The sequence below is a fragment of the Arthrobacter rhizosphaerae genome (assembly GCF_023062595.1).
In the GTDB taxonomy this organism is placed as follows: Bacteria; Actinomycetota; Actinomycetes; order Actinomycetales; family Micrococcaceae; genus Arthrobacter; species Arthrobacter rhizosphaerae.
On record NZ_JALLAN010000008.1, the window covers coordinates 106,273 to 126,393 of the forward strand.

The window sequence follows — 20,121 nt, forward strand, 5'->3', positions numbered from 1 at the left end:
TCAGGCGTCGGTAGGCCGCTTAGGCGTCGATACGTTCGCGGTCCAGGCTGGCTGCACCGGCGATGATGAAGTCCTTCCGCGGAGCCACGTCGGATCCCATCAGAAGGTCGAAGGTGTCCTCGGCCTGCTTGGCGTTCTCGATCCCCACCTTCCGCAGCGTGCGGTGCCGCGGGTCCATGGTGGTTTCGGCAAGCTGCTCGGCATCCATTTCGCCCAACCCCTTGTAACGCTGGATGGGCTCTTTGTAGCGCTTGCCCTCCTTCGCCAACCTTCCCAGCAGGGCATGAAGCTCAGCCTCAGAATAGGTGTAGATCATCTCGTTGGCTTTTTGGCCGGCATTGATGACTTCCACACGGTGCAGCGGCGGAACGGCGGCAAAGACGCGGCCTTCATCGACCATCGGACGCATGTACCGGAAAAACAATGTCAACAGGAGGGTGCGGATGTGGGCACCGTCGACGTCGGCGTCCGTCATCAGGATGACTTTCCCGTAGCGGGCAGCACTGATGTCGAAGCTGCGGCCGGACCCGGCGCCTACAACCTGGATGAGGGCGGCACACTCGGCGTTGGAGAGCATGTCACCCACAGAGGCTTTCTGTACGTTCAGGATCTTGCCGCGGATGGGCAGAAGGGCCTGGAAATCCGAGGACCGGGCCAGTTTGGCGGTTCCGAGGGCCGAGTCGCCTTCCACGATGAAGAGTTCGGAGCGCCCGACGTCGTCCGTCCGGCAGTCAGCGAGCTTAGTCGGCATCGACGACGTCTCCAGCGCATTCTTGCGCCGCTGGGTCTCTTTATGAACCCGGGCCGAGATCCGCGATTTCATCTCGCTGACGATCTTCTCCAGCAGCAGGGCCGATTGGGCTTTGTCGTTGCGGTTGGCGGAGTTGAGCCGCGCGGTCACTTCCCGCTCCACCACCTTGGCGACAATTGCCCGGACTGCGGAGGTGCCCAGGATCTCCTTGGTCTGGCCCTCAAACTGCGGCTCGGCCAAGCGGACCGTCAGGACGGCGGTCAGCCCTGCGAAGATGTCATCTTTTTCAATCTTGTCGTTCCCTGCCTTGAGCTTGCGGGCGTTGGATTCAACAGCCTTGCGGAACGTCTTCACCAGGGCTTGCTCGAAGCCTGACTGGTGGGTTCCGCCCTTGGGCGTGGAAATGATGTTGACGAAGCTGCGGACGGTGCTGTCGTAGCCAATGCCCCAGCGCAAGGCAACGTCCACTTCGCATTCGCGCTCAACTTCGGCGAGCTGGCTGTGGCCGCGTTCATCAAGGACCGGAACTGTCTCCTTGAACTTGCCCGAGCCATGGAGGCGCCAGACATCGGTCACGCCTGGATCGGCAGCGAGGAACTCCACGAACTCCGAAATGCCGCCGTCATGGTGGAAGACTTCCTCATGCGCACCGGATTCGCCTGGGGTACCGGGAAGGCGCCGCTCGTCCCGGACTGTCAGTTTGAGTCCGGGGACAAGGAACGACGTCTGGCGGGCACGTGAAGCGAGTTCTTCGTAGGAGAAACGGGCATCCGGAGTAAAGATCTGGCGGTCGGCCCAGTAACGGATCCGCGTACCGGTAACTCCGCGCTTGGCCTTGCCGATGATGTCCAGCACTGAATCTTCAACGAAAGGTTCGAACACGGCCGAGGGGTCCGGCTTGGTTCCGACATCCCGGAACCGGCCAGGCTCGCCCCGGCGGAAGGACATGCGGTACGTTTTGCCGCCTCTGTCCACTTCAGCGTCCAACCTGGCTGACAGGGCATTGACCACTGACGCGCCCACCCCGTGAAGGCCGCCTGATGCTGTGTAGGAGCCGCCGCCAAACTTTCCGCCGGCGTGAAGTTTCGTGAAAACCACCTCGATGCCGCTGAGCCCCGTTTTGGGTTCCACATCGACCGGGATGCCGCGGCCGTCGTCGTGGATTTCCACTGAATTGTCAGCGTGAAGGATGACCTTGATGTCGTGGCCAAAACCAGCCAGGGCTTCGTCGACTGAATTGTCGATGATCTCCCAGAGGCAATGCATCAGTCCGCGGGAGTCAGTAGAGCCGATGTACATGCCGGGACGCTTCCGGACGGCCTCCAGGCCTTCCAGGACGGAGAGGTGCCGGGCAGTGTAATCAGAACTGGGTGTCACGGGTGGTGAACTCCTTCAGTGACGGAATAGCTGGGGGTTGAAATGCTCTCTCTAGGGTAGTCGCCCCGCTGGCCTGCCCTTGGCTGCCACTCCCCTGAGGCTTCGTAACGCTACGACTCGTTACGCACATGTGATACGCGGACAGCGAACTTGATCAATCCTTGCCGTGGATCAGCAACGAATGCTGGTTATATAGAGTTACCGATCTACTAAGGAGGCCGAAATGACAACAGCAGTAGCGGACCGCACGCTAAACGCACTGGACCGGTGCGATCGTTGCGGGGCACAGGCATACGTCCGGGTTGTTCTCGGTTCCTCCGGCGGTGAGTTGCTGTTTTGCGGCCACCACGCACGCGCGGTCGAAGCCACCCTGAAGCCGCTGAGCTCCGACTGGCACGATGAAACGAGCCGGCTTCACGAGAAGGAACCGGTTCCAGTCGACTAGCTGCCCCACTGATCATGTCAGGGCTCCTCCACTGTGGAGGGGCCCTGATTTTTTTCTGATCAGGGTCGCAGGATTCCCGCGACCTGCCGGGGCGGACGGGAACCTCCGGGGCGGACGGGGACAACCGGGAACAGCAATGGCCTCCATCGGGGATTCCGACGGAGGCCATTGGCGTTAGTGCAGCAGCGTTCAGGACGCCGCGTTTTAGTCGAGGTAGTCGCGCAGGACCTGCGACCGTGACGGGTGGCGCAGCTTCGACATCGTCTTGGACTCTATCTGGCGGATGCGTTCACGAGTGACGCCATAGACCTTGCCAATTTCGTCTAAAGTCTTCGGCTGGCCATCTGTCAGGCCAAAGCGCATGGCCACAACACCGGCTTCGCGTTCCGACAAGGTGTCCAGGACGGAGTGGAGCTGTTCCTGGAGCAGCGTGAAGCTCACGGCGTCAGCAGGAACAACGGCCTCGGAGTCTTCGATCAGGTCACCGAACTCGGAATCGCCGTCCTCACCCAGGGGGGTGTGCAGCGAGATGGGTTCGCGGCCGTACTTTTGAACTTCGACGACCTTTTCAGGAGTCATATCCAGTTCAAGGGCCAGTTCCTCGGGGGTAGGTTCACGCCCAAGGTCCTGAAGCATCTGCCGCTGCACGCGGGCAAGCTTGTTGATGACTTCAACCATGTGCACCGGAATACGGATGGTACGCGCCTGGTCAGCCATGGCACGGGTGATGGCCTGGCGGATCCACCACGTGGCGTATGTCGAGAACTTGAAGCCCTTGGTGTAGTCGAACTTTTCGACGGCGCGGATCAGGCCCAGGTTGCCTTCCTGGATGAGGTCCAGAAACAGCATGCCACGGCCGGTGTAGCGCTTGGCCAGCGAAACAACCAGGCGGAGGTTGGCCTCCAGCAGGTGGTTCTTGGCGCGCTTTCCGTCGTGGATCACGAATTCAAGCTCACGCTTAAACTTCGGATCCATGCTGCCGTCGTCGGCGTTGATCTTCTCTTCGGCAAAGAGTCCGGCTTCGATGCGCAGCGCAAGATCGACTTCCTGCTCCGCGTTCAGCAGGGCGACCTTGCCGATCTGCTTCAGGTAGTCCTTGACAGGGTCAGCTGTAGCGCCGGCGGACATGACCTGCTGGACAGGGGCGTCGTCGTCATCGGCATCCGAATAGACAAATCCGGAACCAGTGGCGGCACCGGCAGCCTTGCCGGCTCCCTCTTCGCCTTCCTCGGTGAGTTCCGAAGGGTCAGGAACGACGTCGTCGAGGTCTTCCTCGACGTCCACGTCGTCGGAATCGTCGTCATGCGACTTGCCGGCAGCTTCCGCTGCCGCTTTGGCGCCGGGCTTGGGCCCGCGCTTCTTGGGTTCGGCTGCGGACACGGTGTCGTCGCCGCCTCTGACAGCCTTGTTGGCTGCACGGGTGGCGGCACGCTTCGCGCTCGTGGCCGCCTTCTTCTCCTCTGGAGACAATTCGGCCTGGTCGGCGGGTTCCTTCTTCGCGGAAGACGGGGTCACAGAAAACCTTTCTAGCGGCGGTCTGTGGAATCACCATACGGGCAACACCACTATGACCCTGTCAAGTCCGTGATTCACATCAGGTGCAACCACGGCCGGCAGGGCCACTAAGTAGAACTGCCGGGACGGCTGCAATGTTCCCGTTTCGGGGTACACCGCTCGCACCTGATTCACGGACCCAACCGGGTCTCGGCAACCATTGTCTCACGGATTTCGGAATCGACCCCTCATGAATCCCTTGTTACCGCATATTCCGCAGCGTTCCCGGCAACCCCTTATCTGCTCAGGCAGCCTCAGAACCGATTTTCTGCCAAGCTGCCTCCCGTCGTCCTGCCCACCCGCAAACCGTTCCCCGCCGCACCACCTCGTTCAGCAGATCTGCGAGCCGATAGCCAGGGAGGATGTCGCTTGCCTGCCCGAGCAGCGAATGGGCATACGAACCCCGGCCCCGGCACCATTCGATCCAACCCCGCCCTGTCAGGGCGGCCGCGCTTGCTTCCCCACCCTTCGGTTCATCCAGTTGCACGAGCAGCTTTTCAAGCCTGTCCATCGACGTCCAGTCCGGAACGCGCGGGGCTACTCCCAGCAGGACTTCGCCGTAGTTTGGAACGGGGCTTCCTGGGAGTGGTCGGGCTGCCTCTTCCCTTGTGCTGTGTCTGGCCGCTGGAATGCCGCCCGTAAGTTGGCCGGTAAGTTCGGGACTGTAGGGTGCGCCATCTTCGTCGTCATCGCTCTCGGCCTGGAATACTCCGAATTCTGCAGCACCTTGAATAGCCGTCTGGGCTCCTGCCGCAGCCATCACGAGCACGGCATCACGCCAGGCCGGGATACACAGCGAAGCGCGAAGGAAGCCCGAGACCGCCGGTGGTGGCGGCTGGACGTGCGATTCCGCCAGAACCGCATTCCAGGCCTCGAGGACGGCGTCGAATTGCCGCCGGCTGGCCCTGCGGTGCGCGAACGCACCCGACCATGCGGCTTGAGCCGCTGCCACTAATGGATCCGGGGTGCCCTGTTTTACCTGGGCGCTGCGTCCCGCGGGAGTGTCCGGGCCGGGACCGATGCTGCTCCCCCGAAACACCATTTCAGCATTCAACCGGCTGTCGCGGATCTCATCCAGTGAGCGGCCCGGGCGCGGACAGCAGGAATCGTCCGTACAGTGGGCGTTCCGCCAGTAGTCATCTCCCACGAGCCACACATCACGGACGGGCGTGCCTGAGCGTTCAAGGACTTCTTCCACTGCAGCCAGGAGTTCGGAGTGCGGGGCAGCGGAAGTCTCAACGGGCCGGGGAGACACGTCGGGCCTGGCCTCCCCGTCGCGTTTTTCCCAGCCGTCGTTGCTGAAGATGACGAGCAACGACCCGTCAGCGTCCTCGTCGGCCTCAAGATAGTCACCCACAGTTTGGGCATAATGCCGGACGTCCGCCTGATCCTCCGGTGGAAGATCCACCCGAAGCGTCGCGCCCAGCCGCTTGCCCTGCATGGTCATCGCAACCAGGCTGTTGCACGGCCAATAGCCCAGGGTATGGGGAATGAAGCCGAGAATATCTTCAGGGCCGCTGATTTTGAGATGGTCTCGTGTCATGCCCCCAGCTTTCCGAAGCAACCGCCAGCTCCGCGAGACCAGCCTTGACCTATGTGGACAACCAGGCGGGAAACATGGACCACCCTGCCGGCAACCCCCTGTGGAGGAAGGGAACGGCGGGGACGGCCAGCAATCTTCGTGGCTACTCCGGTGTGCGCCGCTTCTCCGCATTCCGCAGCCGCTGCTGCGCCATGGACTTAAGCAGCGGCTGAACCACCACACCTTGTGCCGCCAACTGGCGGCGTACCTTGCGCCGGCACACCAGGACCGCGGTGGCACCGAAGGCCAGCAACAGGAAATGGACGCAGAGGGCGATCCGGAAAGGTTCGAGGCCGTACAGTTCCCCACGCGAGAATCCAGTGGAATAAAGGATGTCGAGGACAAGTCCGACGAGGTAGATACAGACAAGGGCGGCAATGAAACCACCCACATTAACGATGCCTGTAGCCGTTCCTATCCTGTGGGCAGGATTGAACGTGCGGGCAAAATCGAATCCGATCATGGAGCCGGGTCCGCCGATCGCCAATACCACCACCAGTCCGGCAAGGAGCCAGAGCGGGGACCTTCCGGGCATGAGCAGCACGGCTCCCCACGCCACGGCTGTGGCGGCCGCGATCAGGAGCACCATGGTGGAGCGGCGCAAGGGATGCCGGGAGACGAACCTGCCGATGAGCGGGCCGGTGGCCATTGCCGCGGCAACGTAGAGGGCCATCAGGGCCGAGACTGCGCCGGTGTCCAGGCCTTGTGCCGAGATGAGGAACGGGTAACCCCAGGTCATGGCAAATACAGTGCCGCTGAACTGAATAGTGAAGTGGCTCCAAAGGCCCAGCCTGGTCCCAGGCTGCCGCCAGGCCCGCGATAAGGAAGCGCCTGTGGCGCGAAGTCCCTGGACCTTCTCCGGGCGTGGATGTCCCGGCGGCAGATCCCGCAGCCAGGCAAGGACCAGGACGACGGCGACGCCGGACATTCCCGCCAACGTCAGGAAAGCAGGAGTCCAGCCCGCCAAATGAAGTATCAGGGCGAACGGCACAACACTGACAAGCTGGCCGAGCTGCCCTGACATTCCGGTGAGTTGCGTAATAAGGGGAACTCTCGCTGGCGAAAACCAGAGCGGAATAAGCCGGATCACCGAGATAAAGGTCATAGCGTCTCCGGCACCCACCAGTACACGGCCGAGGACACCGCCGGGAATGTTGACCGCGAACGCGAGCTGAAGCTGACCCAGGCACATCAGGATGGCTCCGCCTGCGATCATGGCACGTGAGCCGAACCTGTCCACCAGTATCCCGACCGGAATCTGCAGGCCGGCGTAAACCAGCAGCTGAAGGACGGTAAAGAACGAAATCTCTGCGGCGCTGGCTTGGAAGCGTTCTGTTGCTTCCAGGCCCACGACGCCGAAGGACGTCCGTTGGCTGACTGCTACCAGGTACGCAAACACACCGATGGTCCAAATGAGCCAGGCGCGGGGTGCAGTCACCCCTCCATTATGCCTTCGGAAGGGATAAGTCGTATTTATTGACCAGCTTCTTTGCTGGCAAGGTAGGCCTCGACAGCTGCGCCAAGATCGTCGGCGTTCGGCAGCTGGTCGTTTTCGTCGGCGAGCAGGGAACGTCGGACCGTACCCTCGGCCTTCTCGTCGTACCGGGACTCCAGCCTCGACACGACATTCTGCACCTCTTCCGAGGCCTCGATCTGCTCGGCAATCTGCCTCCCGACTTCACGACCCGCTTCGCGAAGACGGTCGGTCGGGAGCATCAGCGACATCGCTGCGCCGAGGTATTCAAATCCTGCGACAGCCGCGGGAGGGTACTCCGCCTCGGCCAGATAGTGAGGGACATGGATAACGTATCCAGCCACCTTGCGCCCGGCCTCCGTCAGCCTGAGTTCGAGAACATGGCCCACTGCGGCGGGCACCTCAACAGTGGGCTTCCAGACCGAAATGCCCTCAATGAGCTCCGGCCTGTTGCCGTGAACGGTGACTCCTACGGGCCGGGTGTGCGGCACCGGCATGGGAATGGAGTGGATCCAGGTGACCAGGTTGACCTCGAGCTGCTCCACGATGTGCAGGACCGCACGGGCGAACCTCTCCCATTGAAGGTCAGGTTCGAACCCTGCCAGCAACAGGAACGGCTTTCCCAGACCGTCAACCAGCCTGTACAGCGCGAGGCTTGGGGCCTGGTAATCCTGCAAATGATCCTCCACGAAGCTGACGTGGGGGCGCCTGGACCTGTAGTCGATGAGCTGGTCTGCGTCGAAGACAGCCACGAGTTCCGATTCCAGTGTTTCGAGGAGTTCGGTGGTGATCTGCTTGACCACATGACCTGCATCGGCAAAGCCGGTAAACCCCATGACCATGTCCAGCCCGCGGTTGGCGGGGTCGTGGAACAGCTCGCTGTTGCTTGCATAAAGCGCATGGGGGTCCAGCAGCGAGCCGGATATCCGTTCAAGCATGGCATGTTCCTTTCACGGTTGCGGTGGGGAGGATGGTGACACCGCACGGGGCGGGCCGGAGGACCGGCACGCCGGACTAATCTTTACAACGTAGAAAAAGCGCCAACCATTCCTCCCGTCCGGTGTGCCGAACATCTCATGGAATTCAGTGTGCACTCCAGTGAGAGGCTACGATCGGAACTGGCCTTATATCCGGCAGGAAGACTCCGGGTTGCGTCACAAACCGATGCAGGCCGGTCCCCGGCAGGGGCGCCCAACATGTACTCCCTGCCAAGCAATCACAGAGAATTGAGGACTGATCCTCGTGGTCAAGAATACTGAGATCAAACTTAGCGCCATCGCCCGGGACCTGAAGAAATCCCCTAGCGAAGCCCTTGTTATCGGCGTGGGGCAGGGACCGGACGGTCCCGTCCTGCTGGAGAACCCTTTGACGGCGAAGTCCGCCGAGGCCCTCGCCGGATCGCTGAAGGTTCTTGGGGTCACCGGGGCTGCCGACCAGTTGATCCGTCTTCCGGGCCTCCCCGAGACCGGGGCTTCCGTCCTGGTATTGACCGGTCTGGGCAAAGTGCGTGACGGCCAGAAGATCTCTGAGGAGTCGCTGCGAAGGGCGGCCGGATCCGCTGTCCGTCAGCTGGCCGGGCTCTCCAGCGTCACCATTGCGTTCCCGACGGCGGCCCTCGGCGACGTCGCTGCCGTCGCCGAGGGAGCCTCCTTCGGCGCTTACTCCTTTACCGATCACCGCTCGGAAAAAAACGGACTCAAGGACCCGGTGAAGACCGCGGTCATCTTTACTGAACTCGCTGAAGACAGGAACCTCCCCCAGACGCTGAAACGGGCAGCCCTCATCGGGAAAGCAGTTAATGCAACCCGATCCCTGGTCAACCAGCCGCCAAGCCATCTCTACCCGGAGTCGTTCGCAGAGGCGGCGAAGGAGCTCTCCAAGGGCCTGCCCGTCAAAGTCACGGTCTGGGACGAAAAGCGCCTGGAAAAGGAAGGGTTCGGCGGCATCATGGGGGTAGGCAAAGGCTCTACCCGCCAGCCGCGGCTGGTCAAAGTCGAATATTCGCCCGCGAAGGCGACGGCCAAAATTGCCTTGGTGGGCAAAGGCATCACTTTCGACACCGGCGGAATCTCCATCAAGCCGGCCCTGGGTATGGGTGACATGAAGAGCGATATGGCCGGCGCCGCCGTCGTACTTAACACAGTTTTGGCGCTCGCAGGCCTGGGCGTCCCCGTCAAGGCAACGGCATGGCTGTGCATTGCCGAGAACATGCCGTCCGGCGCTGCCACCCGTCCCGCGGACGTCCTGAAGATGTTTGGCGGCAAGACCGTTGAAGTGCTGAACACCGATGCCGAGGGCCGCCTCGTGATGGCCGACGGTATTGTGGCGGCAAGCCAGGAGTACCCGGACGCCATCATTGACGTGGCGACGTTGACCGGAGCACAACTGATCGCACTCGGTAACCGCACGGCCGGCGTCATGGGAGCGGACAGCGTCACCGCTCCGCTGAAGGCCGCCGCCGACCGCGCCGGCGAGCTGCTCTGGCCGATGCCGCTGCCCGAAGAACTCCGCCCGAGCCTGGACTCCCAGGTTGCTGACCTCGCCAACATCGGTGAACGTCATGGCGGCATGATGACCGCGGCGGTGTTCCTGCAGGAATTCGTCGGAAAAGGCAAGGACGGGGAGCCCATTCCGTGGGCCCACATCGACATTGCCGGCCCGTCCTTTAACAACGGCAGCCCGTATGGCTACACCCCCAAACAGGGCACCGGCTGCACAGTCCGAACCTTGGTTGCGTATGCGGAAGATCTCCTGGCTGCCTCAGCCTAGCTGCATTGCTGATCCGGACACGCTCATGAAAAACGCCGGAGCGTCTCTAAAAGTGAGGCGCCAAGCTAAAAGATTCATGTTGTTAGGATCAGAAGTCCGCCGGCAGCCACGGGGCGGGTAACTTCCCCGGAGAAACGCTTCTTACAGAGTTGAGGTCAATAAATGGTCCTTCAGGATCGCGCCAAAGCAACCCGTGAGGCGATCATTGCAGGGGCAGCTGCCGTCTTCGAAGAGCACGGCTACGGTAATGCCAGCCTGACGCAGGTGTCCCAGGCCGCCAAGGTGACAAAGGGAGCCCTCTACTTTCATTTTCAGAGCAAGGAAGACCTTGCCCGTGCAGTGATCGAGGAACAGCACCGGATCGTTCTCGCGGAGGGTCAGGCCATCCTGGCTGAAAGTCGTCCGGCACTGACAACGATGATCCTGATGTGCCGGGCCTTCGGGCTCAAGCTCATTCATGAACCAGTAGTCAGGGCGGGCATCCGGCTCACGCTGGAAGCGACTGCGTTCGGTCAACCTGTGCGCGGACCGTATGAAGACTGGATTGAAGCCATGGGACAGCTGGCAGAACGGGCCAGGGAGGAAAAGCAGATCCGCTCCTCCGTGACTTCCGCCGCTTTTGCGCGCTATTTGGTCGCTTCTTTCACAGGAGTGCAGATGGTATCCGGCATCTTGACCGACAGGCGCGACGTCATGCAACGCATCGAAGAGATGTGGTCCATCCTTTTGCCCGGAATTATGCACGAGGACTATGACGAGGACCCCATGACTCTCGCGGGCCTTATCTCAGCTGAATAACGATCCAGCTAAACCGGTCAACCATATTGTTTTACCGGCCGGTTACGCATATTCTCGTCTAGGTACCAATGATTCCCGGCCAGCCATGATGGGGGGCCTGGAACGAAGTCTGTGTGCCGGCGCGAGCTTTGGGGGGCGTCGGCAACGCCTGGATCAAGCCGGGCTGTACCGCGATCCGCCTTCGTCGCGGGTCTGCCGGCGGGCATGCCACTGATGGCCCCGCCACTCAGCAGACCCGCGACAGGTGTGTCATCAGGTCATGCATTGCCGGTGTTGAAGATTCCCGGCCCTGATGCCTTCGCCACAAAGCTGCGTGACACTGACCACAAGCGCTCCACAAACGCCACTCCAAGGTGGAGCATGGATAAGTGGTTCGCTAAGGTGAACTTTGGTAGTCACAAATGCAAGAGAACCTGCCTGCTGGCATAATCACGGCAGAACAAGTTCCAAGACCAGATGATGCGTACTCTCGCGTCATCGTTCACGCGAGGGAGCGTTTTAGTGGCCGATCAGGCAACTGCGCAAGAATTCGACATCCTGGTACTCGGTGGCGGCAGCGGCGGATACGCCACCGCCCTGCGTGCCGTTCAGCTCGGCTTCACTGTTGGGCTGGTTGAAAAAGCCAAGCTCGGCGGAACCTGCCTCCACAACGGGTGTATTCCCACCAAGGCACTCCTGCACTCCGCCGAACTGGCAGATCATGCCCGCGATGCCTCGAAGTACGGGGTCAACGTGACCCTTGACAGTATCGACATGACTGCGGTCAACGCCTACAAAGACGGCATCATCGCCGGAAAATTCAAAGGTCTGCAGGGACTCATCAAGTCCAAGGGAATCACCGTAATCGAGGGTGAAGGCAAGCTCCAGGGCACCGACACCATCGTCGTGAACGGAACGGCCTACAAGGGCAAGAACATCGTGCTGGCCACCGGCTCGTACTCCCGTTCCCTGCCGGGGCTGGAAATTGGCGGACGTGTTATCACCTCCGACGAAGCCCTGACCATGGACTACATCCCCAAGAGCGTCATCGTCCTGGGCGGCGGCGTCATCGGCGTCGAGTTCGCCTCTGTCTGGAAGTCGTTCGGCGTTGACGTAACCATCGTCGAAGGTTTGCCTTCCTTGGTTCCCAATGAGGACGCGGCCATCGTCAAGCACCTTGAGCGTGCATTCAAGAAACGCGGCATCAAGTTCTCCACCGGCATCTTCTTCCAGGGAGTCGAGCAGGACGAAAACGGCGTTAAGGTCACCCTGGTCGATGGCAAAACCTTTGAGGCCGAACTGCTCCTCGTAGCAGTCGGCCGCGGACCGGTTACCGCCAACCTCGGCTATGAGGACGCCGGCGTCACCATCGATCGCGGTTTTGTCATCACGAACGAGCGCCTGCACACGGGCGTCGGCAACATCTACGCCATTGGCGACATTGTGCCCGGCGTGCAGTTGGCCCACCGCGGTTACCAGCAGGGTATTTTCGTGGCCGAGGAAATCGCAGGACTGAAGCCGGTGATCGTCGAGGATGTGAACATCCCCAAGGTCACATATTGCGATCCCGAAATCGCGACTGTGGGCTACACGGAAAAGGCCGCCAAGGAGAAGTTCGGCGACGACCAGGTCCAGACCCAGGAATACAACCTTGCCGGTAACGGCAAGAGCTCCATCCTCGGCACTACCGGCATCGTCAAGCTGGTCCGCCAGAAGGACGGTCCGGTCGTCGGTGTCCACATGATCGGTGCGCGCATGGGCGAGCAGGTCGGCGAGGCCCAGCTGATCGTGAACTGGGAAGCCTACCCGGAGGACGTGGCCCAGCTGGTACACGCCCACCCGACGCAGAATGAGTCACTGGGCGAGGCCCATCTCGCTCTGGCAGGCAAGCCCCTTCACGGCTAGTCATCCCGCAAGGCAACAGGGTTTGGTGCACCCGGCAGTAACTGCTGCGTGCACTAAGCTCGAACAACGCAGCAGCAACCATCCGCACTAAAGATCAATAAGGAGAACGGGGACGATATGTCTGAATCCGTTAACTTGCCCGCCCTCGGTGAGAGCGTCACTGAAGGAACCGTTACGCGCTGGCTTAAGCAGGTAGGTGACCGGGTAGAAGTGGACGAGCCGCTGCTCGAAGTATCCACTGACAAAGTAGACACCGAAATCCCTTCTCCGATCGCCGGTGTGATCGAGGAAATTCTCGTTGCCGAAGACGAGACCGCCGAAGTGGGTGCACCCCTGGTCCGTATTGGGGACGGCTCTTCTTCGAACGGCGCTGTGGCTCCGTCCGCCGCTGAGGAAGCGCCCGCTGCAGAGGAAGCACCTGCCGCAGAACCAGAGGCTCCTGCCGCTGAAGCTCAGGCAGCGCCTGCGGCTGAGGCGCCGGCCGCTGAGTCTGCACCGGCTGCCGGCGGCGAGGGCCATGAAGTCACTCTTCCGGCCTTGGGTGAAAGCGTCACTGAGGGTACGGTGACCCGCTGGCTCAAGGCAATCGGCGATAGCGTCGAAGTTGACGAGCCGCTGCTCGAAGTCTCCACGGACAAGGTGGACACCGAAATTCCGTCGCCGGTGGCGGGAACTCTTCAGGAAATCCGTGTTAATGAGGACGAGACTGCTGAGGTCGGTGCAGTCCTGGCTGTTATCGGTTCTGGTGCCCCGGCTGCGTCACAGGCCCCCGCTGCCCCGGCTCCGGCTCAGGCTTCGGCACCTGCTGCTGAGGCCAAGCAGGAGGCACCTGCCCCGGCTCCAGCACCCGCCGCCGAAGCCAAGCAGGAGGCACCTGCTGCTGCAGCAGCAGCTCCTGCTGCCCCCGCTTCGGCTCCTGCTGCTGCGGCAACCACGGAGCCGTCGGCTGCGGAGTCCGGCTACGTGACTCCCCTGGTCCGCAAGCTTGCCAACCAGCAGGGTGTGGACATTTCTTCACTCACCGGAACAGGCGTCGGAGGCCGAATCCGCAAGCAGGACGTTTTGGCCGCAGCAGAAGCCAAGGCTGCCAGCGCTGCGCCGGCTGCCCAGGCTGCCAGTGCGCCACAGGCAGCGCCCGCCGCAGCTGCCCCGTCAGCCGCCTCGGCTGCCGCTGCTTCGCTGCGCGGTACGGTACAGAAGGCGCCCCGCATCCGCCAGGTCATCGCCCGGCGTATGCGCGAGTCGCTTGATGTTTCGACCCAGCTGACCCAGGTCCACGAGGTGGACATGACGAAGGTTGCGAAGCTCCGGCTCAAGGCCAAGAACTCCTTCCAGGCTCAGAACGGCGTAAAGCTGACGTTCCTGCCTTTCATCGCCAAGGCTGTAGCCGAGGCGCTGAAGCAGCACCCGAAGCTCAATGCCGCCTACGACGAGGAAAAGCAGGAAATCACGTACCACAACGCCGAGCACCTGGCGATTGCGGTGGACACCGACAAGGGCCTCCTGGTTCCTGTCATTTCCGACGCCGGCAACCTGAACCTCGCCGGACTTGCCGGCAAGATCGCCGACGTTGCTGACCGTACCCGCAACGGCAAGATCGGCCCGGACGAGCTCTCCGGCGGAACGTTCAGCATCACGAACATCGGATCTGTCGGCGCACTGTTCGACACCCCGATCATCAATCAGCCGCAGGTCGGCATCCTGGGCACAGGTGCCATCGTCAAGCGGCCAGTGGTGGTCACTGATGAGAACGGCGATGACTCACTGGCCATCCGCTCCATGATGTACCTCTCCCTGACGTACGATCACCGACTGGTGGATGGAGCAGATGCAGGACGTTTCCTGCAGACCTTGAAGGCGCGCCTCGAATCGGGTGCCTTCGAGTCCGACCTAGGGCTCTAAAACCTCAGAAGGACTGACAACAGATCAACGACGGCGGCGGCCCGGGCAACGGTGGAAAAATCCATTCGGAAGCCCGGGCCGCCGTCGTTGTTTGGGCCGCCAGGTTCCGGCTGCGAAACGCGCGGCCGCCTTACTACAGGCTGTAGAACTCTGTGGCTAGACTGATGCCATGAACATCGTCTATGACATCATGGTCTTCCTTCACATCGTTGGCGCCGCAATGATCGTCGGCATCTGGATCGGCAACATGAAGAAGCCAACGGTCCATCCGCGTCAGTTCGACGGAGCGGCATTGCAGCTCCTCACAGGCATCGTGATGATGGGTCTCATCCCTGCCTTGGGCAAGGACGTTATCTACGCGAAAATCGGCGTCAAGATCGTTATCGCCCTTGTAGTGGCCGTCCTCGCTTTCATCGGTAGCCGCAAGTTCAAGAAGGGCGAGCCTGTCAGCAAGGGATTGGCCCACAGCGTGGGCGGACTTGCCCTCCTTAACGTCGCCATCGCCACTCTCTGGAACTAGCGCTTACTTTCCGGGCATGTCTCCCGTGCCTGTCCCCGGTTTGGGGCCGCCCCGGTATAGGGTAGGGCGGCATGGGACTGCGACTTGTTCAGGTGAATTTCAAGGCCCGGGATGACTCAGCGCTCGGTCGGTTTTGGGCGGAAGCGCTCGGATGGGGCGTTTCCAGCGACGGACCCGGGGTAACCAACGTTGAACCCGGCGGCTTCGACTGGCCGGACCCCGCCGCCGTTTGTGTCGACGTCGTCACCGTCCCGGACCCCGAAACCGTGAAGTACCGTGTGCACCTCGATCTCGCCACGACGTCTGCTGCCCACCACGCGGAGCTGGTCGAGCGCCTGTTGGCGCTCGGTGCGACGCCGGCCGACGTGGGCCAGGGTGACGTGCCCTGGACGGTCCTGGCTGATCCGGAGGGCAACGTGTTCTGCGTACTTGAGCCCCGTTCGATCTACCGCAACACCGGGCCCATCGCCGCAGTGGTGGTCAGCTGCACCGATCCCCGCGCCATGGCCGGTTTCTGGAGCCAGGCGACGGATTGGAACCTGCATGAGGTCAGCGAGGATCGGGCCCGGCTGCGTTCGGCTATGGGTGTCGGACCGTATCTGGAGTTCATTCGCACCGACAACAACGCCGTGTGGAACCGTATCCATCTGGACCTGAAGCCGTACCCAGGTGACGATCAAGCGGCTGAAGTGGCACGGCTGCGGGCTCTCGGTGCAACGGACGCCGACGTCGGGCAGGGTGACGTGCCGTGGATGTGCCTCGCTGACTCGGAAGGCAACGAGTTCTGCGTCCTCACCCCGGGCTGACCAGGGATTCATGTCCACAGCTTATTCAGCCACAATCCTCTGACAGCGGACACTGGTGCACTTCGACTCCGGAATCCATAGGATTGACCCGGAGGGAAAAGGCCAAGGCCTGACCCGGTACCAATTCAAGCTGAGGAGCGGACATGGCAGCAACACGCAACGCACACACTGTATGGAACGGCGACCTGATGACAGGTTCGGGCGCAACAACACTGGATAGCTCCGGACTGGGCACTTTCGACGTCACCTGGAAGGCCCGAACCGAAGAGGCCGAGGGCAAGACCAGCCCCGAGGAACTGATTGCCGCAGCGCACTCGTCATGCTTCTCCATGGCCTTCAGCAATATGCTTGCCAAGGCCGGCCACACCCCCGATGAGCTGTACACCACGGCTGCCGTAACGTTCGTGCCCGGCACCGGAATCACGGGAAGCCACCTCACCGTCAACGCCAGGATTCCGGGCATCTCCGAAGAAGAGTTCCAGAAGATCGCCGGCGAAGCCAAGACCGGCTGCCCCGTTTCCGGCGCGCTGGCCAGTATCGATATTTCCCTGGACGCGACGCTCGCCGCTTCCTGATCTCAACAGCCATCACGAAGCTTTCTGAGCCGAAAGTGGCTTAGCAGCAACGCATCGGCTTGTGACAGCCCAAAGGCCCCGTCGGACTGATAGTCAGGAAAGCCTGATATCAGCCCGACGGGGCCTTCAGCGTTGATAGGAAGTCAGTCTGTAAGCTTCCGGGCAGGCAAGGGAGCAGGGACCACGCGCCGGTAGCCTTCGCGAAGCGGCGGACGGTCTGTAGGAAGCTCCTGGATCATTTCCTTGAGTGCTCCGATGCCGTATTCCAGCTGCGGATCGCGGCCGGCCGCATAGGCGTGGGGCGGGAACGTCACCTCAATGTCCGGAGTAACGCCGAAGTTCTCGATATCCCAACCGACTCCGCCGCTGAACCAGGTGGCATACCGGGGCTGGGTCACGCCGGTCCCGTCGGCGAGCGTAAAGCGGTTATCGATGCCCACGACCCCACCCCATGTCCGGGTGCCGATAACCGGTCCGATTCCCCGCAGCTTCGAAACCTGGGTGATGATGTCGCCGTCGGAACCGGCAAACTCGTCAGCGAGGATCACCACGGGCCCGCGCGGGGCATGGTGAGGGTAGGTTCGGGGTTTCTCCCCACGAGGCATGCTCCAACCCGTAACCTTGCGCCCGATGAGTTCAGCAACCAGTTGTGATGTGTGTCCGCCCCGGTTCCGGCGAACATCCACGATCAGCCCGTCAAGGGCCGTTTCAGTGTCCAGATCGCGGTGCAGTTGTGCCCATCCATTCGGCATCATGTCCGGAATATGGAGGTACCCAAATGTAGCGTCTGAGGCCTCCCTGACTGTCCGGCGGTTGGCAGTTACCCATTCCTGGTAGCGCAGCCGCTCCTCGTCCTTCACGGGAACCACAGCGATCCGCCGCTGCTGTCCTGCGGCGTCACCATGGCCGGCGCCGTTGAGGATGGTCAGCTCGACAGCCCGTCCGGCGGCGCCCACCAGCTGAACGGCCGGCGTGAGCGTCTCGGAAAGTTCCACGCCGTCGATGGCCAGGATGACGTCGCCTGCTTTAGCGTCGGCTCCTGGACGTGTCAACGGTGAGGTAGCCAGGGGATCCGAAGATTCACTGGCAAGGATCCGGGTTATTTCCCATCCCTGTCCTGTAAAGGCGAGATCGGCGCCGAGGCGGCCCTGACCGTTGCTGCCATTTTCGGTCAAAGCGGCCGGACGCACGTAGGCGTGTGACGTGCCAAGTTCACCATGGAGTTCCCACAGGAGGTCCACGAGATCATCATGGGACCCCAGGCGGTCAACTATGGGGCGATACCGGCTATGCACAGAGTCCCAGTCCTGGCCCGCCATGTCCTCGGCCCAGAAGAAGTCGCGCTGCAGGCGCCACGCCTCATCAAAGGCCTGCGCCCAAACACTCACGGGATCCATGAGGACACGGATCCGACCCAGATCCACCGTGACCAGTTTGCCGGAATCTTCATCCGCCTTGGCCCCGGAAGGCGCCACCTTGACGGCTTTCTCGTGGACGAATACCAGCTTCTTCCGGTCTCCGGACAGGGTGTAACGGTCCAGCGAATCGACAATCGTAGAGTCCTTGCGGGTGGTCAGGTCAAAACGCACCAACCGCGGTGCGGGCTTCTTGTCGTCGACGGTTGCCCTGCCATCCCCCGTTGCCCCGGCCAGAGGACTGTCCATCCAGAGCAACGCGCCTTCGGTTGCCGAGAGGGCTGAATAGTTCCCTTGCGGAACGGGGACGCTGATGACACGGTGAGCCAACCCTTCCGCGTCCACCCTGACCTCCGCAGCCTCCGCACCTTCCGCCTTCTGATCGCCGTCATCATCCGGCGCTTCGGCTCCGCCCAGGAAGTCAACTGTCGGCCCAAAAGGCGAAGGTGTGTCGGCTGCGAGCGCCACAAGGTAAGGCTTGATGGGACTCGGAAAGGACAGATCGAAGGAATGTCCGTCGTAAACGGGGTCAAAGCTGCGATTGGAAAGGAAAGCGAGGAACTTGCAGTCAGGAGTGAACGACGGCGACTCGTCCCGGAAGCGCCCATCAGTGACACTGATGACTTCCATGCGATCCGTCGAAACGCGGGCCATCCTGATCCTGCTCCGGGATCCAAAGGAAGTCACGGGTTCGGACCACCCCAGCCAGCGGGAGTCCGGCGACCAGCACAAGTCTTCAATACTGCCCTCACCGATGCTGGTGACGAGAGACAAAGAACCGGCACGGGTGTCAGCAAGGTAGACGTCACCAAAGGCCGTACCGACGGCAAGCCATCGCCCGTCCGGGCTGGCCTCCAGAGCGCTGGCACGCGTGGGCTTCGGGAAGTCCATGCGCAAAGCCTGAGCCGCGGTGACGTTCGATGCGGCGGACGACGGGGCAGGCCCGCTTGCAACATCAGCGTCCTCAAAAGCGTCGTCCCTGACCCCATCAGTTGCCTGGCCGGCAGGAGGGCTTTCGGGACCTGCCCCAGCCTGGTGGTTCAGGCCGGCAGCCGATACAGGGCTGGGCAACGCCGTTCCCTGGTGTTGCCCTGGAGTGGGCTTGGTGGGCTTAATCCCCGCAGGGGCGGGGACGAGCAGGCCAGCGATTGCCTTCACGTAGAGGGCCTCCACCCCGCCATGATCAGCAACATAGGCGATCCGCCCATCAGCGAGCGGCCGTGGCAGCCGTCCACGCACTCCGGGGGTAGCTTCGAGTATTCGCGAGGGGCCGTCTTTGTGCCGCAGCCAGTGAATGGTTCCGTGGGTCTCAACAGCGCTTGAAGTTCCCGTGAGGTCCGGAATCACTTCGCCAAGATGCTTCGCCGCCTTAAGGAGGGAGCTTCGGCGCGACTGGGAGGCGGAGCCCAGGGAGATGTCCAGCCTCACGGCCTCTGAGGCAAGGTCCGGCAGAACCCACAGTTCGCCCGCCGATTCGAAAATGATGCGCTTTCCATCAGTGGCGGCGTGGCGGGCGTAGAAGTCCTCGTGGTCTGTGTGCCTGCGAAGGTCAGTGCCGTTGGGCAGCACTGAATATAGGTTCCCGTACCCTTCGTGGTCTGACAGGAATGCGATCCTTCCATCGACCCACATCGGATCAGTGAGGTTCCCGTCAATCTCAGGGAGAAGCCGTTCGAACTCGCCGTTTCCGTCGTCATCGATCCACAGCTTGCCCGCTGTTCCGCCACGGTACCTCTTCCACCAAGCAGGCTCCCGCGACAGCACGCTGGCCAGCACGACCGGCCGTTCGTCCCCGATTTCCGGGCCAAAGGCCACGGATTCCACTGGCCCGAACGGGAGCTCCTCCGCCCAGCCCCCATCCACCGGCACACTGTAGGCGTGCGTGTGACGCCCTTCAGCCTGGCGGAAAGCGCTCGTGACGACAACTTCGCCCGTTGCCGTAAATCCCTTGACGCGTGTGGTGGCGTGTCCGAAATACGTCAATTGGCGGTAACCGCCGCCGTCGACGTCGGAAGTGACCACCTCCGGGTTGGTACCCTGCACCACTGTCCAGACAAGCCGCTTGCCGTCCGGAGTGAACCGGGGATTGCGGGCGGGCAATTGAAGAGACGAGACCCGCCAGGCGCGGCCTCCTCCCAGGGGTGCAATCCAGACGTCGTCCTCGGCCACAAAGGTGATCAGGTCGCCGTGCAGATGCGGAAAACGTAAATAGCTCGAAGAGGTCATCAGTTGATCATAGTCAAAGTACTGCCCTCCAACTGTCATGGAC

General features: G+C 61.9%; 14 protein-coding genes. 8 read left to right on the plus strand and 6 right to left on the minus strand.

Features of this window, described 5'->3' with window-relative positions; translation table 11 throughout:
• Window positions 1-19: 19 nt before the first annotated feature.
• Window positions 20-2,128 (minus strand): DNA gyrase/topoisomerase IV subunit B, encoded by a 2,109-nt coding sequence (locus MU551_RS12565; protein WP_247044969.1) that lies wholly within the window; start codon window positions 2,126-2,128, stop codon window positions 20-22.
• A gap of 223 nt (window positions 2,129-2,351) precedes the next feature.
• Between MU551_RS12565 and MU551_RS12570 the strand changes: the two genes are divergently transcribed.
• Window positions 2,352-2,573 carry a DUF7455 domain-containing protein gene (locus tag MU551_RS12570; RefSeq protein ID WP_247044971.1) on the plus strand — a complete coding sequence of 74 codons (222 nt, stop codon included), beginning with the start codon at window positions 2,352-2,354 and terminating at the stop codon, window positions 2,571-2,573.
• A gap of 204 nt (window positions 2,574-2,777) precedes the next feature.
• On the opposite strand, the gene MU551_RS12575 is transcribed toward MU551_RS12570, so the two are convergent.
• The 4 genes from MU551_RS12575 to MU551_RS12590 form a co-directional block, all read right to left on the minus strand.
• Window positions 2,778-4,088 (minus strand): RNA polymerase sigma factor, encoded by a 1,311-nt coding sequence (locus MU551_RS12575; RefSeq protein ID WP_247044979.1) that lies wholly within the window; start codon window positions 4,086-4,088, stop codon window positions 2,778-2,780.
• 283 nt (window positions 4,089-4,371) lie between these two features.
• Window positions 4,372-5,670, minus strand: a complete 1,299-nt coding sequence (locus MU551_RS12580; RefSeq protein ID WP_247044981.1) for a DUF4192 family protein — start codon at window positions 5,668-5,670, stop codon at window positions 4,372-4,374.
• 142 nt (window positions 5,671-5,812) lie between these two features.
• Window positions 5,813-7,147: an MFS transporter gene (locus MU551_RS12585; RefSeq protein ID WP_247044983.1), complete on the minus strand. Its 1,335-nt coding sequence runs from the start codon at window positions 7,145-7,147 to the stop codon at window positions 5,813-5,815.
• A 35-nt stretch (window positions 7,148-7,182) separates the two neighbouring features.
• A complete protein-coding gene (locus MU551_RS12590) occupies window positions 7,183-8,121 on the minus strand; it encodes a proteasome assembly chaperone family protein (RefSeq protein ID WP_247044992.1) in 939 nt (312 codons plus the stop codon).
• Window positions 8,122-8,425: 304 nt separating this feature from the next.
• Here MU551_RS12590 and MU551_RS12595 point away from each other — a divergent pair, with 304 nt between their 5' ends.
• From MU551_RS12595 to MU551_RS12625, 7 genes are all read left to right on the plus strand, one after another.
• Window positions 8,426-9,952 (plus strand): leucyl aminopeptidase, encoded by a 1,527-nt coding sequence (locus tag MU551_RS12595; protein WP_247045001.1) that lies wholly within the window; start codon window positions 8,426-8,428, stop codon window positions 9,950-9,952.
• A 162-nt stretch (window positions 9,953-10,114) separates the two neighbouring features.
• A complete protein-coding gene (locus MU551_RS12600) occupies window positions 10,115-10,750 on the plus strand; it encodes a ScbR family autoregulator-binding transcription factor (protein ID WP_247045003.1) in 636 nt (211 codons plus the stop codon).
• A gap of 501 nt (window positions 10,751-11,251) precedes the next feature.
• Window positions 11,252-12,634 carry a dihydrolipoyl dehydrogenase gene (gene lpdA, locus MU551_RS12605; protein WP_247045010.1) on the plus strand — a complete coding sequence of 461 codons (1,383 nt, stop codon included), beginning with the start codon at window positions 11,252-11,254 and terminating at the stop codon, window positions 12,632-12,634.
• 117 nt (window positions 12,635-12,751) lie between these two features.
• Window positions 12,752-14,536, plus strand: a complete 1,785-nt coding sequence (gene sucB / locus MU551_RS12610) for a 2-oxoglutarate dehydrogenase, E2 component, dihydrolipoamide succinyltransferase (protein WP_247045012.1) — start codon at window positions 12,752-12,754, stop codon at window positions 14,534-14,536.
• Window positions 14,537-14,705: 169 nt separating this feature from the next.
• A complete protein-coding gene (locus MU551_RS12615) occupies window positions 14,706-15,056 on the plus strand; it encodes a hypothetical protein (protein ID WP_247045014.1) in 351 nt (116 codons plus the stop codon).
• A gap of 71 nt (window positions 15,057-15,127) precedes the next feature.
• Entirely contained in the window at window positions 15,128-15,862 is a 735-nt protein-coding gene (locus MU551_RS12620) for a VOC family protein (protein WP_247045021.1), read from the plus strand.
• 143 nt (window positions 15,863-16,005) lie between these two features.
• Complete coding sequence (locus tag MU551_RS12625) at window positions 16,006-16,437, plus strand: OsmC family protein (RefSeq protein WP_247045023.1); 432 nt, start codon at window positions 16,006-16,008, stop codon at window positions 16,435-16,437.
• A gap of 143 nt (window positions 16,438-16,580) precedes the next feature.
• Here MU551_RS12625 and MU551_RS12630 read toward each other — a convergent pair whose 3' ends face one another.
• On the minus strand, window positions 16,581-20,078 hold the full coding sequence (locus MU551_RS12630) for a S41 family peptidase (RefSeq protein ID WP_247045028.1): 3,498 nt from the start codon (window positions 20,076-20,078) through the stop codon (window positions 16,581-16,583).
• Window positions 20,079-20,121 lie beyond the last annotated feature (43 nt).

Coding starts and splice junctions, on each gene's coding strand:
- MU551_RS12570 (WP_247044971.1), top strand. CDS start 2,352: ATGACAACAGCAGTAGCGGACCGCACGCTAAACGCACTGGACCGGTGC.
- MU551_RS12580 (WP_247044981.1), bottom strand. CDS start 5,670: ATGACACGAGACCATCTCAAAATCAGCGGCCCTGAAGATATTCTCGGC.
- MU551_RS12590 (WP_247044992.1), bottom strand. CDS start 8,121: ATGCTTGAACGGATATCCGGCTCGCTGCTGGACCCCCATGCGCTTTAT.
- MU551_RS12600 (WP_247045003.1), top strand. CDS start 10,115: ATGGTCCTTCAGGATCGCGCCAAAGCAACCCGTGAGGCGATCATTGCA.
- sucB (WP_247045012.1), top strand. CDS start 12,752: ATGTCTGAATCCGTTAACTTGCCCGCCCTCGGTGAGAGCGTCACTGAA.
- MU551_RS12615 (WP_247045014.1), top strand. CDS start 14,706: ATGAACATCGTCTATGACATCATGGTCTTCCTTCACATCGTTGGCGCC.
- MU551_RS12620 (WP_247045021.1), top strand. CDS start 15,128: ATGGGACTGCGACTTGTTCAGGTGAATTTCAAGGCCCGGGATGACTCA.
- MU551_RS12625 (WP_247045023.1), top strand. CDS start 16,006: ATGGCAGCAACACGCAACGCACACACTGTATGGAACGGCGACCTGATG.
- MU551_RS12630 (WP_247045028.1), bottom strand. CDS start 20,078: ATGACCTCTTCGAGCTATTTACGTTTTCCGCATCTGCACGGCGACCTG.